The sequence below is a fragment of the Paenibacillus intestini genome, from assembly GCF_030803945.1.
In the GTDB taxonomy this organism is placed as follows: Bacteria; Bacillota; Bacilli; order Paenibacillales; family Paenibacillaceae; genus Paenibacillus; species Paenibacillus polysaccharolyticus.
On sequence record NZ_JAURUN010000003.1, the window covers coordinates 307,809 to 322,755 of the forward strand.

Annotated in this window: 13 protein-coding genes; 9 read left to right on the plus strand and 4 right to left on the minus strand. The window is 45.0% G+C overall.

Features of this window, described 5'->3' with window-relative positions; translation table 11 throughout:
* Positions 1 to 195: 195 nt before the first annotated feature.
* On the plus strand, positions 196 to 1,143 hold the full coding sequence (locus J2T16_RS10670; protein WP_221789836.1) for an ADP-ribosylglycohydrolase family protein: 948 nt from the start codon (positions 196 to 198) through the stop codon (positions 1,141 to 1,143).
* Between the two features lie 65 nt (positions 1,144 to 1,208).
* Entirely contained in the window at positions 1,209 to 2,492 is a 1,284-nt protein-coding gene (locus J2T16_RS10675) for an MFS transporter (RefSeq protein WP_260511009.1), read from the plus strand.
* Between the two features lie 83 nt (positions 2,493 to 2,575).
* On the opposite strand, the gene J2T16_RS10680 is transcribed toward J2T16_RS10675, so the two are convergent.
* Positions 2,576 to 4,987: a galactose-binding domain-containing protein gene (locus J2T16_RS10680; protein WP_221789835.1), complete on the minus strand. Its 2,412-nt coding sequence runs from the start codon at positions 4,985 to 4,987 to the stop codon at positions 2,576 to 2,578.
* Positions 4,988 to 5,453: 466 nt separating this feature from the next.
* On the opposite strand from J2T16_RS10680, the gene J2T16_RS10685 reads away from it, so the two are divergent.
* The 4 genes from J2T16_RS10685 (at position 5,454) to J2T16_RS10700 (ending at position 9,339) form a co-directional block, all read left to right on the plus strand.
* Positions 5,454 to 6,386: an alpha/beta hydrolase gene (locus J2T16_RS10685; protein ID WP_090915019.1), complete on the plus strand. Its 933-nt coding sequence runs from the start codon at positions 5,454 to 5,456 to the stop codon at positions 6,384 to 6,386.
* 233 nt (positions 6,387 to 6,619) lie between these two features.
* Positions 6,620 to 6,799 (plus strand): hypothetical protein, encoded by a 180-nt coding sequence (locus J2T16_RS10690; protein ID WP_221789833.1) that lies wholly within the window; start codon positions 6,620 to 6,622, stop codon positions 6,797 to 6,799.
* Positions 6,800 to 6,925: 126 nt separating this feature from the next.
* Positions 6,926 to 7,624, plus strand: coding sequence for an RNA polymerase sporulation sigma factor SigK (sigK, locus tag J2T16_RS10695; RefSeq protein ID WP_090915017.1), 699 nt, complete (start codon positions 6,926 to 6,928; stop codon positions 7,622 to 7,624).
* 365 nt (positions 7,625 to 7,989) lie between these two features.
* Positions 7,990 to 9,339 carry an amino acid permease gene (locus J2T16_RS10700; RefSeq protein ID WP_154887923.1) on the plus strand — a complete coding sequence of 450 codons (1,350 nt, stop codon included), beginning with the start codon at positions 7,990 to 7,992 and terminating at the stop codon, positions 9,337 to 9,339.
* A 157-nt stretch (positions 9,340 to 9,496) separates the two neighbouring features.
* On the opposite strand, the gene J2T16_RS10705 is transcribed toward J2T16_RS10700, so the two are convergent.
* From J2T16_RS10705 to J2T16_RS10715, 3 genes are all read right to left on the minus strand, one after another.
* The gene (locus J2T16_RS10705) at positions 9,497 to 10,351 is read right to left on the minus strand and encodes an alpha/beta hydrolase (RefSeq protein WP_499018325.1); all 855 of its coding nucleotides are present in this window, start codon (positions 10,349 to 10,351) and stop codon (positions 9,497 to 9,499) included.
* 53 nt (positions 10,352 to 10,404) lie between these two features.
* Positions 10,405 to 10,827: a MarR family winged helix-turn-helix transcriptional regulator gene (locus J2T16_RS10710; RefSeq protein ID WP_499018326.1), complete on the minus strand. Its 423-nt coding sequence runs from the start codon at positions 10,825 to 10,827 to the stop codon at positions 10,405 to 10,407.
* Between the two features lie 135 nt (positions 10,828 to 10,962).
* Positions 10,963 to 11,589 (minus strand): DUF421 domain-containing protein, encoded by a 627-nt coding sequence (locus J2T16_RS10715; protein WP_499018327.1) that lies wholly within the window; start codon positions 11,587 to 11,589, stop codon positions 10,963 to 10,965.
* Positions 11,590 to 11,779: 190 nt separating this feature from the next.
* Here J2T16_RS10715 and rnhA point away from each other — a divergent pair, with 190 nt between their 5' ends.
* The 3 genes from rnhA to J2T16_RS10730 all read left to right on the plus strand — a co-directional run bounded on the left by rnhA (position 11,780) and on the right by J2T16_RS10730 (position 14,801).
* Complete coding sequence (rnhA, locus tag J2T16_RS10720) at positions 11,780 to 12,433, plus strand: ribonuclease H (protein WP_090915011.1); 654 nt, start codon at positions 11,780 to 11,782, stop codon at positions 12,431 to 12,433.
* 212 nt (positions 12,434 to 12,645) lie between these two features.
* The gene (locus J2T16_RS10725; protein ID WP_336120706.1) at positions 12,646 to 13,515 is read left to right on the plus strand and encodes an alpha/beta fold hydrolase; all 870 of its coding nucleotides are present in this window, start codon (positions 12,646 to 12,648) and stop codon (positions 13,513 to 13,515) included.
* A 296-nt stretch (positions 13,516 to 13,811) separates the two neighbouring features.
* The gene (locus J2T16_RS10730; RefSeq protein ID WP_336120705.1) at positions 13,812 to 14,801 is read left to right on the plus strand and encodes a serine/threonine protein kinase; all 990 of its coding nucleotides are present in this window, start codon (positions 13,812 to 13,814) and stop codon (positions 14,799 to 14,801) included.
* Positions 14,802 to 14,947 lie beyond the last annotated feature (146 nt).

Sequence of the window (14,947 nt, forward strand, 5' to 3'; positions counted from 1 at the left end):
TTTTCAACACGAAAAAAATAAAAAAAATTGTTGAAAATGAATCGTATTGGACCATTCAACAGCTTTCGACACGTTTATAATAGAAGAAATGAATCGGCAACTTTAGTTTAATTTGCTTTACGCCAGATCAGCGCATGTGGGACAATAAGGCCACGAGTTGCCTGTTGGATAAGTGATGTGAAGGAGGAAGAGAACATGCTGCAAAGAGATCGTTTTGAGGGCGGTTTGATTGGGCTCGCAGTAGGAGATGCGCTAGGAACAACTGTTGAATTCAGCAGTCCGGGTACTTTTGAACCTGTCACAGATATGATAGGCGGCGGAGTGTTTGGATTAAAAGCGGGAGAATGGACGGACGATACCTCTATGGCTCTGTGTCTGGCGGAAAGTCTGGTGCGTCAGGAAAATTTCGATCCCGCTGATCAGATGCGCCGCTATACGAATTGGTATAAGATCGGTTATATGAGCAGTACCGGAGATTGTTTTGATATTGGTGGAGCTACGCGAAGCGCGCTGGAACGATTTGCTCGAACCGGTGAAGCTTACAGTGGATCAACTGACCCCATGACTGCCGGGAATGGCTCCATCATGAGGCTTGCTCCAGTTGCCATGGCTTATGCGCTTCAACCGTCAGAGGCGGTTCGTTACGCAGGGCTGAGTTCGCGGACAACACATGCAGCGACGGAAAGTGTAGAGGCTTGCGAAGTGCTGGCAGCCATTCTTGTGGCGGGATTCCATGGAGCAGACAAGGCTACGATGTTATCTCCAGAGACGATGAAGCGCTGGCGGACGGAGAAAGGGAGTTCTTTTTCACCTGCCATCGAAGAAGTGGTTATGGGGTCATACGAGCGTAAAGAACCGCCCGAAATCCAAGGCAGCGGGTATGTGGTTCGTTCTCTGGAAGCAGCGCTTTGGGCGTTCAACAAGTCATCCAGTTTTTCGGATGGGGTGTTGCTTGCCGTTAATCTGGGAGATGATGCAGATACAACCGGTGCTGTCTATGGACAGATTGCGGGTGCGTATTACGGGCGAAGCGGGATTCCATCCCATTGGCAGGACAAGCTGGCAATGAGAGATACGTTTGCTCAATTAAATGAGGCTTTATGGTTAAAAGCATCGGGCAATGCCGCGCAGAAAAAATCATAGAACATGAAGAGAACGAGCTAGGCGTAACATTATGATATATGAAGGACAGGAGAAGAGAAAACATCATGAGTAAGACAGAACATTCATTAGAACCTGTTGCGGGTGAACGGGAGGAATCAACGAGTACATCACAGACCACAACATCTGGTAAAAGAAAACCGTTTCCTTTGTCGCTGCTGTGCTTGACGATTGGGGCATTCGCCATTGGCATGACTGAATTCATCATTATGGGTTTGCTGCCTAATGTGGCAACGGATCTGAACGTTAGCATTCCACAGGCGGGACAACTAATTACGGGATATGCACTCGGCGTAGCTGTAGGCGCTCCCATTCTAACCGTTTTCACGCACAAGATTCCACAGAAAAAACTATTGGTGCTGCTGATGTGCATTTTCATAATAGGTAACGCCTTGTCTGTCATTGCGCCTACGTATGGGCTACTCATCTCGGCACGTATCCTGACGGCATTTGCTCACGGCACGTTCCTTGGCGTAGGTTCAATCATGGCTACCAAGCTTGTAACACCAGATCGGAGAGCTGGTGCGGTGTCGGTAGTGCTTGCGGGACTGACCATCGCCAATATTATCGGTGTTCCGTTTGGTACATTTATCGGTCAACAGCTTGGCTGGCGTTCCTCTTTTGGGGCGATTACCATTCTGGGCATTGTTTCACTGCTTGGTATTATTCGTTTTATCCCGGTTATTCCGCAAGGTACACCAGCTAACCTGGGACAGCAGTTCCGTAACCTGATCCGCCCACAGGTATTGCTTGTGCTTCTAATCGGAGCAATGGGCTGCGGAAGTTTGTTTGCAGTTTTCACTTACATTACACCGATGCTGGTTGATATTAGTGGTTTTGCAGAGCAAAGTGTAACCTGGATTCTGGTGCTGTTTGGCTTCGGTGTTACGCTCGGGAATATGGTTGGTGGTCGTCTGGCGGACTGGAAGCTTATGCCTTCACTGATTGTGAACTTCGGTATTCTTGCTGTACTACTCGCTGCATTAACGCTGACACTACACAATCCCGTGTTGGCGGTAATCACGATCTTCTTTTGGGGTGTCGCAGCTTTTGGCATTATGCCGGGACTTCAGCTTCGCATTATGAATATGACGCGTGAAGCTCCGCTGCTGGCGACGACATCCAGCCACTCTGCATTTAATCTGGGGAATGCGGCCGGGGCTTATCTCGGCGGATTTGCCATTACACACACAGGACTGATATCAGTGCCAATCTACGCCGCAGTAATTGCAGCACTTGGCTTGCTTGGATTGTTACTCAGTTTGTTTAAGCAGGATAAGGAATCTTCGCCTGAAGGTGCAGATGGTATTCATCCCGTATCGGTGCATTAAATTAAAAACTATAGCCTAATGATAATGAAGAAAACCTCAGCCTCTTGTTATAAACAAGAAAACTGAGGTTTTTTCTACTGTATTTAATAGATTTCAAGCTCGTTAATTCGAACATAGGTTGGCTGATGTGAAGGCCCTCTGCTAGCAACGACACGTACCTTGGAGGTGTTTACTGCTGCAAAAGTATGTGATCGTGTCGTCTCCTGGTTGCCTGTGACTTGAACCAGGTTTACCCAGTTTGAACCATTCCAGTATTGCAGGTCGTAGTTGGCAAGGACATAACCCTTGGTTGTATATAGATCAATCCGCTGAATGGAACTGGATGCAGGCAGATCAAGAATGACATATTGCGGTAATGAGGAATTACGATTATTTGCCCAGCTATAACTTTCCCCAAGTGCCGTGTTACGGTCGCCGTCATTGATTCGGGCTGTTGAGTACCCCGGATAGGTGGAGGATGCGGTTATGGTTGCATTTCTCGCCAGGTTCTGCCCGGTTCCCGGATTGGTAGGATTTTTTACCAATCTTACGAGATTCCAGCGTAGCTCAAAGAGTTTGAAGGATTTATTAAATACAGCGCCTTCCCCCTTCACGAGCGCATCGATGGTAAGGGACATGGTGCTTGGAACACTGTTGCTACTTGTCCACTTTCCTGTGGCCTCAATGCCTGCGAACACACTGACCTCTAATATTTTCTTGCCTGCAATTTTCAAACTCACTTCAGCTTTGGCTCCTGCCCAAGCCGTAACTTGTCCTTCAATTTTATGTGTCACGGTAAGATAACGGCTCACATTGCTGTAAGGCTTGATTTGTACAGGAATATAGGCCCGTGTTTTACCTTTTACACCTAGAGTGACGGTATACCCCTGATCCACTTGGAATTCAAATGTGACATTGCCATCAATACCGATGACAAGGAATACTCCAACGGATACGGATCCCAGGCTACCTGCACCGATATTGAAGCCCATAATCGGCACTTTAACTTCTTTTTTGAATTTGGCGTCGCCTTTAATGTAGACGTTCGCTTTCTCACCTGCTGTGAATTTAAGATCGTATTTTCCCCAGAAACCGTATTTTCCCGTTACCTTGGGTGCGATCAATGTAAGTTTGCCGCCCGCTTCAACGTAAACTTTGTTGCCGTTTGCATTTTGTTGATTTACAAGTACTTTTTTGAAATCACAGACAAACTCGTTGCCCGATTTTTTACAAGTAGCAAAATCCCCTGCCCCGGCAGTGCGAATTAGCTCATTCATATCTATGGCGTTTGCCTCAGTGATGTCTGCGGAGTTTGCCTGATTCAAATCAACGGAAGCATCTTCACTCTGATGGATCGTAGTTTCGTCACCCTGTTGAATCAAGGTTTCGTTACTTAGACCCATAGGATCGATAGATGTGAAGGCTTGCTCGTCAGGATGATCTGGATTTGAGATATTAGCGTCTTGCTGGAGCGTGTTGTCGATGTTGAAATGTTTTATTTCTTGATTCGCATTGATCTGCTCATCGGATACAGACAAAGCGCCAAGCCGCTCATTGCTTTCCAGCACCATGTCCAGATCAGGCATGACGATATTTCGCTCTTCCAAAGAAACTTCCTGCTCAGGAATATCATAGTAATCAAACAGTTCATCTACACCAGGTGTGGTGTAATCCACCAGTAATCCATCTTTACTTTTGCTGGTGCTAGCCACTTTAATTGCCCTGGCGGAAGACTCATCCAGAAAAATCTGACCAGGGGAAAGCAGGTTTCCAATCTGAGCAGCTTCTCGGGAATTCAGTTCGATTGAACCTTTATCTTCCACCGTTTCGAAGACGGAATTAACGACGGGTAGTTTTTGCACGATGGAAGATGGCATAGGTTGTGTCGGTTTTAATTGATAATCCACCTGCTCAAACTGCCCGGAGGATGTAATCGGATTGCTGACCCCCAGGCCGTCTTCCGAAATGGTAAACGTAATGCGGAAATAAGCTTCCGCAATCGGGGCATCCACATTTGTTTTGCCTGCCCAGATCCAACGTGCACTTGTCTCTTCCGGCATGCCTTGGATTTGTTTCCATGGATCACTGCCGTAACGTCCAAAATCTGAAGCGCGCGCCCAGGATGTATCATCGAATCTTGGTTGTTCCCAACCCTCAACGTATCGTTCAGATACTTTCCAGTTGAAGTCAGTAACCAGATTTTCATCTTCATAACTGAGATCTGCCAGCAGTCCGGCATACGAACCCCAGTCCTTGGCTTGAACCGCAATAACATTGGTGCCAGGTTGAATGGGGACAGGGAACGTATAGGCTTTGGTCCAGTCATCCCCTTTACCTGCTTGTTTACCGTTAACAAAAAGCGAGAATTCATTGTCGGCTGTTATGTATAGTTTTCCCTCGTTGTTAGAAGCAGAGTAGGCATTGGTAGGCCAAAGACCGACAAGTAAAGGCAGCAATAACGTGAAAACCAAAAATGAGGCCCATGTCTTTTGAATAGATGAGCGAAGTTTGTTCACAATCATTTCCCTCCCAAGAAATAGTTGGTTTGCAGAACAATCAATCATGCCGCCTGACTTGGTGAATTAAATGCCTGTAGACAGGAAAAAACGAAAAAATATTGTAATTTGGTATAGACACCTCCTTGTTTGAGATTATAATAAGGTAAAATATTCAATTTAACAACAGTGTTTTACATTTTTTTATAGTGTAGTTTTGTTAGAAAAGAGAAGAGTGAATTCTTTGCTTGATGTTAAGAAAGATTACGTATAGATACAATGTGTCAAATATAGTTGCAAAAATTGGATAAATAAGTTTAAATATACTATATAAGTAATTTTGAGAGAGGATTCAAGTCAAATCTACAAATTTCAACGTATTCTATCCTCAGTGCGTGTGACGGAAGGGAGGTGGTGGATTTATTTGTAAGGGCTTTCATGACAGAAGTGTTGCTTGTGATTAACCCAATTGAGAGGAGAAAAGTGAATGAAGAAACGTGTTTCTATCCTTTTAAGTCTTTCTATGGTTGTTGCTATGCTTGCTCCAACGATGGCGTCTGCCACGGAATCTAGCGAAATTTCTGCTCAGAACACTGCATATGAATCCACCAATGCTTCCACCAATGAGATTAACAATACTCTAAATTCTACGCCGGTTGTACCGGCACCAGCAGGGTATGATGGCTATCGGAATAACATTCCGCATGGGAATATGAACCTCATTACCTATAATTCTACGACAGTTGGCAATGCACGGAAAGCGATGGTGTACACGCCGCCTGGATATTCACCTAATAAAAAGTATAGCGTGCTGTACCTGCTGCACGGGATTGGCGGGGATGAGCACGAGTGGGCTAACGCGATGAAACCGAAGAACATTCTGGACAACCTGTATTCGGAAGGAAAACTGTCCCAGATGATCGTGGTTATGCCGAATGGCCGTGCGATGAAGGATGACCGCCCGGTAGGTGATATTTACGCACCGGATAAGGTTGCCGCTTTTGAACGGTTCGAGCAAGATCTGCTCAAGGATCTCATCCCGCATATTGAGAGAACTTATCCCGTGTATAAGGATAAAAACAATCGTGCACTTGCTGGCCTGTCCATGGGTGGCGGACAATCTCTCAACTTTGGATTGAAGAATCTGGATACGTTCGCTTATGTAGGTGCCTTCTCGGCAGCTCCGAATACGAAGCCTGTGAACCAGTTGATCACGAATCCTGGACAGGCGGCCAGCAAACTGAAATTGCTCTGGATTTCCTGTGGAGGAAGTGATGGTCTGCTGTGGGTGAGTCAGAATTTTAAAAATGGCCTCAGCAGTATGAACGTTCCACACATTTGGTATCAGGATGTAGGTGGACATGAACCAAAAGTTTGGAATAGTGGCCTGTATCAGTTCTCGCAACGCATTTTTAAATAGTACACCAGCTTCCATCCAAAAGTAATCATCTGAACGTTCCATCCACACTATTCTCTAAGAAGAGGGTAGCGTTAAGAGGGAGTATTGGGATGAGCATCAGCCTCAGGCTTGTATTATACAGCGCCTGAGGCTTTATGTATTTTTCTCGGTGAAGCAGATTCAAATCAGAAGGGTAAATAGTATAATATGAGGCGTACATAGGTATTTTCGTGAAAGTGAGGGACTGGATAACGATGTTTTATTATAAAGGGGCATTTCGGGAAACGGATAACTTTATCTATTTCAAAAGCGAAGTTCCGCTGGTACAGCATGATGTGATTTTGTTTGGGGAGAGAACATACTTTATTGAAAGTGTGGAGAAAGAGTTTTTGTTGCTGGAGAGAGTGGGTTCAATTGTTACGGTGAGTGTGTAACGTGTTTATTTTGATGCGGATTTATTGGTACGTGCACTTCTAGGCCTCTGCCCACATACAATAGATCGACCCTGTTCCCTTATGTGCTCAGGCCAGATCGTTGTAAAACTGCAGGAGGTGTCATCTGTGCCCGGATTGTTTACCGCAATAGCTCTGTTCATCAAAGAATTAACGTTACTCGTTTCATATGTCAAAAACAATGCGTTTCCTCAGCCGCTCGCTGAGGATGACGAAGCCAAACACCTGCGCCTCATGGCTGAAGGCAATGCCCACTCGCGCAATCTGCTCATTGAACACAATCTGCGTCTTGTGGCGCATATCGTCAAGAAGTTTGATAATACCGGCGAAGATCAGGAGGACCTGATTTCCATTGGAACGATTGGTTTGATCAAAGCCATTGAAAGCTTTCAGCAAGGCAAAGGCACAAAGCTGGCGACATTTGCAGCGCGATGTATTGAAAACGAAATCTTAATGCATCTCAGATCCCTGAAAAAAACACGCAAAGACGTATCCCTGCATGATCCCATCGGTACGGATAAAGAAGGAAATGAAATCACATTAATTGATATCCTCGGCACTGAGGCCGATGATGTGGTAGATCGTGTGCAACTCAAAATTGAGAAAAGCAAAATTTATCGTAATCTCGACATTTTGGATGATCGGGAGAAAGAAGTCGTCATTGGCCGCTTTGGCCTTGAGGCTGGTGGAGAAGAGCGAACCCAGAGAGAGATTGCCAAGGAACTCGGTATTTCACGCAGTTATGTTTCGCGGATTGAGAAGCGGGCGTTGATGAAGCTGTACCATGAGTTCTATAAGCAAAAATAGATGTGAACTAAACATGTATGTGTTTATGTTTCAGGAGGGCGGCCTTTCGTTGTGAGGGGCGGCCCTTTTATGGTGGATGTACAATTCTTCTGAGCACGAGATGTATTGAAAATGAAATTTTGATGCATCTACGTGCTCTAACGTATTTCTACATAGTGAACTATATACGGATAAAGAAGGAAATGAGATTACATGAATTGATATTTCATATTCAATTACAATGAAACCCCGTGGAGGGAGGATCTTTTTCCCATATCCAATAATGAAAAGTAATGATAGGTATTCAGCGAAGATTATTATATATTAGATGGTATATTATTTTTTCATCACAGAGAGCATGAGCAGAAAGAGAGTGGTGGTGTACCATGCAGGAAGAAACGTTGACAAGAGGACTCAAGAACAGGCATGTGCAGTTGATGGCGATTGGAGGGGCGATCGGAACAGGATTGTTTCTTGGAGCGGGCAAAACGATTCAACTCACCGGCCCATCGATCCTATTCGCATATATCATTACAGGTATCGTATTATTCCTTATTATGAGAGCGCTTGGAGAGTTATTGCTGAGCAATCTGCAGTATCACTCCTTTGTGGATTTCGTGCATGATTACCTGGGAAATATGGCGGCGTTTATTACGGGCTGGACCTATTGGTTCTGCTGGATATCTATCGCGATGGCAGATATTACTGCTGTTGGTCTGTACACACAATTTTGGTTTCCGAACGTACCTCAATGGATGCCGGGACTGATTGCCTTGGTCATTTTGCTGGGCATGAATCTGGCTACGGTCAAGCTGTTTGGAGAGATGGAGTTTTGGTTTGCCTTGATTAAAGTTATCGCTATTCTGGCACTGATCGTGGTCGGTTTGTATATGATCTTTACAGGTTTTACAACAGATCAGGGTGCTGCAAGCTTCACGAACCTCTGGAGCCACGGGGGCTGGTTTCCGAATGGGATGCATGGTTTCATCATATCATTTCAGATGGTCGTGTTTGCGTTTGTAGGCATGGAACTGGTGGGGCTGACCGCAGGGGAAACGGAAAATCCGGAGAAAGTCATTCCGAGAGCTATTAACCAGATTCCCATTCGAGTGTTGCTTTTCTACGTGGGAGCCTTGCTGATTATTATGAGTATCTATCCGTGGAGTGCGATTGTGCCAACCGAAAGTCCGTTTGTACAGGTATTTGCGGCGGTAGGGATTGCGGCGGCAGCCGGAGTGGTTAATTTTGTCGTGCTGACGTCTGCCGCATCGGCATGTAATAGCGCTATTTTCAGTACAAGCCGTATGGTATATTCTATGGCCAAAGACCAAAATGCCCCTGATTCATTTGCACGTGTAAACAAAAGAAAGGTTCCAGCCAATGCACTTTTTTTCTCCACCATTGTGATCTTTATCGCGATTGTGCTGAACTACATCATGCCCGAAGGGGTTTTCACACTGATTACCAGTGTCTCAACGGTATGTTTTATATTTGTCTGGGGAATCATGGTGATTTGCCATCTGCGATATAAGCGTACTCAACCCGAACTGGCACGTCAAAGTCGGTTCAGACTGCCGCTATATCCATTTTCCAATGTGTTAATTCTGGCGTTCTTGGCTTTTGTGATCGTTGTGTTGGCGCTCGCAGAGGATACAAGGGTGGCGTTGTTTGTAACACCCGTATGGTTCCTGATCGTTTCAGTTATTTATATGATCAAGAAAAGAGCGAAGCAGTAAGGGGAAATGTTCATTCTAATTGAAACAGAACACCCGTTGGGGAGTAAGGAACTAAGGAACTAAGTAAATAAGTATTAAGAATTAAGGGAATAAGGAAAGAAAATAGAGAAAAGAGAGAATAGAGAAGAGCAATCTCCAAGGAGGTTGCTCTTTTCTTTCAGCCCGTTTTTTTACCCGAATAATTGGAATCAAGCCACTCCAGAATCACATCTACAGCTTCCTTATATCGCTGACCCACAAGTAGACCTGTATGTGTTGTATCCCAAAGCCCGGCATAACTGGCTCCTAGTTGCTTCGCGGTTAATCGGCCTCTTTGTTCCTCGTCCTCAGACAACACAGCTTTGATCACCAGACCGGGACAAGTAATGAGATCCCCATCAACGGATATCCCTTTTGCCCCGCAGAGGGCGGAGAAGGTTCGAAATGCTTTTGCCGATTCCATTTGCAAATAGTGTCGTTGAAAAGCGACATCCTCTGCTGTTTCATCGATCGTTTCGTTCTCCTCGCGTAGAGGAGCTGGCATGATTATTCCTGCTTCTATTCGATCCGTCAGGGGGTAAGGGAAGGCATCATGGACTTCTTTGCTGATACTGGTGTCAATGATTATTAAACCTGCCAAGTCAGCGGTTTCCGCAACCTTTTGGCTAAGTATGCCGCCCATGCTGAAGCCCACCAATATAGGAGGTTCATCAAGCAGAGATAATACCTCACGAATGTCTTCCAAATAATCCTCCACCGTAATTCGAGTCATGTCCATCACCCGGCTTCTATAATGGCTTCTGAGATTCATTGCAAAACAAGTCCATCCATGCTCTACAAAGTGGGGGATATACTTACTCCACATCCAGCTACCTGTGTATGCCCCGTGAACCAATAACAGCGGAGGATGCGTGCTTATCGATGTTGTGCCTGATCCTTGATTTCGATTTCCCCTGTAAACTTCAACGTGAAGTTCATGTTTACCCATTCGCTCTACCTCATGTACAGGTAAAAATTGTGTGTAATCAATCATAATAAATCCTCCTTGATAATTAGTTTGAAATCAAACTATTAATTCAAAAAAAATTAAAAGTTATCGTGTATTTTGATCAGAATGCGAAGCAGTTCATTTTTCTCATCATCTGTAACGTCCGTATAGAAGGTATCCAGCAATCGCTGTGAAATATCCTCAAAGATCGGTTGTAATGCTTCGCCCTTGGCAGTTAACGCCACATGAACAATACGGGAATCGCCTGTATCTCGTTCTTTGGCAACGTATCCGGTTCTCACCAATTTGTCCACAAGTGCGGTTACTGTCGATTTATCTTTGCGAATTTTCTTGGCAATCTCCGCCATGGTCATGCGCCGATGGTTGTAAAGTGCGTAGATGATATCTCCATGTGAAGTAGCCAGATCGTGAATACCCTGTGCTGTCATTTCGGTCAAAATAAAACGACTTGTTTTCTCTTTAATTTTGGATATAAGTGAAACAGCATCTCTTGTTTTCATACTTGTAATATAATTTGATATCAAACTAATGTCAAGTGACTCATATAAGTGGAAAAAACTCTTGTTTGAGTCATAGAAAAACGGGTTACCAGGGTGGGCGATGAAAAGCGCTAATGTTTATAGTAAAAAGTGTATCTATTGAAGTTTGGGACTAACAGGGTGAGTGTGATCTCCGTTGATGACCTCTTCGAAAATGTCCGTTGAATTCGTACTCGTCTCTGTGGGCCTTTGTTTACTGAAATTGTGTTGTAGATCCGTATCAGGTTTAGTTGTAATGGTGTAATTACGCAAAATCTCTTCCAGATCGCCAACGGTCACTGGGCGAGCGTGTCGTTTCAGGACATACCCGAGTTGCCCGTTGGGTTCGACCGTCGCAGTCTGCAAATCCTCTACACTTTTAATTCCTGCCTGTCTTAAATGCATCTCTAGCTGATCCATCGTATAACGCATTCGTTTCAGATTCGGAATGATGACTTTACCATCTTCCACAACAACCTTGGAGCGCCCGCTCATGATACGTTCAAAAAAATTATATTTCATCTGTAGCTGCTCTACGATGAGCAAGGTTGCAATAAACACGGCTGCGGAGCCAATCGCTTTCCCTAATTCGTGGTTAGCAATCGGCTGCACAATCGTGGTCCCGATGGAGATCATAATAACGGTTGTCGCAACACTCATCTGTGAGATCGATTTGCGACCTGCGATTCGCAGCAGGATCATGCCAATGAGAACAAGTAAGACGGATTTCCAGATCCAATCCATGCACAGCATCCTTTCTCTTCCGGTGTGTGTACTCTGCTTATTAGAATGTTCTGGAATGAGAGGGAGTATACTTAATTCATCCGTTGGTTATACCTCTGTTCTGGCGCTGAGGCGAATAACGAACTTTCATTTCAACCACCTCTTCGTTTACAATAGGGTATTGATGCAGTAAACAAAGGAGCGGTTACGCATGGCAAAACAGAAATATTACGTGGTATGGGAAGGGAAGCAACCCGGCGTATATGATACTTGGGCGGCGTGCAAAGCACAGACAGATCAATATGCTGGAGCCAAATATAAATCATATGAGTCCAAGGCAGCTGCCGAAGCAGCATATCGTGCTGGCTGGAAAGGGAACTGGGGTTCAAGTGCAGGTGGCGCTTCCAAGTCGAAGTCAGGCAGCAGCGGCAGAAGTGCTGGGATGGAGACATCCGAGGAAGTGGACTATGATAGCATCTCTGTTGACGTAGGCACACGAGGCAACCCAGGGCCAGTAGAATATAAAGGTGTGGATACCCGCACAGGTGAGGTGCTTTTTTCCGTCGGCCCGATCTCGAAAGGCACCAACAATTTGGGAGAATTTCTGGCGATTGTGCATGCGCTGGCTTATCTCAAAAAAGAAGGTAGTAATAAAACGGTCTACACCGATTCGGTGAACGCGATGAAATGGCTGAAACAAAAAAAAGTTGCGACAACACTCCCACGTGACAACTCAACGGAAGAAATCTGGTTGATGATTGACCGGGCAGAGCAGTGGCTTCGCACGAATACGTACACGAATAAAGTGCTCAAATGGCAGACGAAACAGTGGGGCGAGATCAAGGCGGATTATGGCCGAAAGTGACACTTCTACTCGAGTTAAAAAAAGATAAGCATGTCTATTAGAAACGATATTTACAATTTCCAATTTCCATTCTATAATCATCAGCATATGATAAGTCGCACATATGGAGGAGCCTGTCATTTTAACAGGCCCTCTTTATCTTTTTGGGCCGGGAATATCCGGATTTTGATCACTGGAATAGGTGAGATGAGTACACATTGCAGGAGGCAGACATGAGTTCCATTTATAGAAGTGAAGAAGGCAAGAGCAGTATTCTGGAAGAATACGAAATTTATTTGAGTGAGCTGGGCGAAGGATTTACAAGAGAGTATGTGGAGACACGTTTTGGGAAAACACATGTGTTGCTGACTGGGCCGGAAGATGGCAAGCCGTTATTTATTCTTCAGGGTGGCAATTGTGTGAATCCAATGACTCTGTCCTGGTTCTCTTCCTTATTTCAATCCTATCGGATTATTGCGCCGGATACGATTGGCCATCCCGGGTATAGCGAGGAAACGAGCATTTCGGCACGTTTTGACAGCTTGGCCTTGTGGGTTTCCGATCTGCTGGATCATTACAATATTGAGCAAAGTGCGTTCATTGGTCCTTCATTTGGCGGCGGCATCATTCTGAGATTGGCTACTTATATTCCGGAGCGTATTGCATGCTCGGTGCTGGTAGCTCCCGCAGGTCTTGCGGTCAACTCCAGAATGAAAACCGCTCATGATATTACACTTCCACTCGTTAAGTATCGTATGACTTCTTCGCCAGCTTCTTTGCAAAAGATTACGGATAACCTGTCATGCCATTGTATGAAGGAAGCAGATAAAAACTTGATCGGCAAGATATTCAAATATGTCAGTCTGGAGCAGGATTTGCCCAAACTCGCAGAGAGAGAAGAACTTGAAAATTATACCTCGCCTACACTACTTCTGGTGGGTGAGAAGGATGTCTTTTTCCCAGGAGATAAGTGTATTGACCGTGCTCAGAAAATTATTCCGAATGTACAGGCGATCAAATATGATACAGGCCACTTCCCTTCTCAGGATGTACTAAGAGAAATGAATGAGGAGATTCAGCAATTTTTAAATAAGCATTATTAGAGGCGATTAGCATAGGAACATGGGGCAGTTCGCATTTTTACGAACAGATTAACGAAACTGCCCCTTTTGTCGATACTATGTATAGAAGAGTGCTTGCATCTTCGATCTAGAAAACGGAAGCTTGAACGAAAATACACTTTCCGCGAGAAAAATGTTTCAAACGGTGGTGTATGGTTTATAAAGATGGTTAGCGATGATTCGACTGTCTGATTGGATTTATTTCCGATGCGTTCCAGGCTCGAATTCGTCGTTATGTGGCAAGTCTTCCGATCGACAAGCTTGAAAAGAGGTTTGGGATGAGAAAAAATAACTGGAATATGGCTTTGCAACGCAATGTCATTTTGAATGATACATATCAGGTAAGACAGGTATTGACTAGTAGTGAATTAGCGATTGTGTATGTTGGGCGGAATCGGCATACAGGTGCCAAAGTCGCTATAAAGGAATTTTTCCCCCATCGGATTGCTGCACGTCAGTCAGACAAGCGCAGTGTATTTTGTGCATCCCGAGGATACGGCGGACAATTCCATGAACTGTTATCTGTATTTCTTCAGGAGGGTGAGTTGTTGTCATCTCTTAATCATCCTCACATCATTACATATGTGGATCATTTTGAGGCCAATGATACGGGATATCTGGTCACAGAATATTGCGCCGGCATGATCTTGACCGATTATTTACAGGAGCGTAACCATGCGCTGCAACCCGAGTTTATTACAGATACGCTACTGCCGCTCGTGGATACGCTTGATTACATTCATAAACAAGGCATTCTCCACCGGGATGTCAAACCTTCCAATGTCATGGTGATGGAGGATGGCACGCCCAAATTGCTGGACTTTGGTGCGGCTGTGCGCTGGCCGATGCAGACCGGAGCAAAACAGGCGATTTTTACCTCTAAAGGGTATTCGCCGCTTGAATTTTATTCCGAGAAAGCAGTTCAGGGACCCATGTCAGATATCTATAGTTTGTCTGCCTTGCTTCATTACTGGACTTGTGGTCAGCCGCCTCTGGATGTGAAGCAACGTTTGTTCCAAGATGAATTGCCTTCCGTCCGCAAGCACAATGAATATGTCAATCCGTGGCTTGCCCGGGTCATTCATTGGGGACTTATGGTGCGTTCGGAGAAGCGTTGTACCTCTCTGTTTTGGGTGAGAAGATCACTTCGCATTCAGGCCTTGGTGTGGAAGGTTCGCAAACCAGGTATGGTGGAGTGGATGCATGAGGAAAATGAGCATACTCAAGTCTATGAGCCGGAGCCGAAGAACCAACATGAGACGGCCTGACCGTGGTGAGTTTTAATGAAAGTGGAGTATGACTTTGTTGCGTATGTAGCTGTGGTGTTTAAAGTAGACCAAATCGACTCTATCTGCAGAGAAGATTTGGTTTTTTTACTATTTTGGGTTTTACTATAATAAAGGTAGAGTTAATC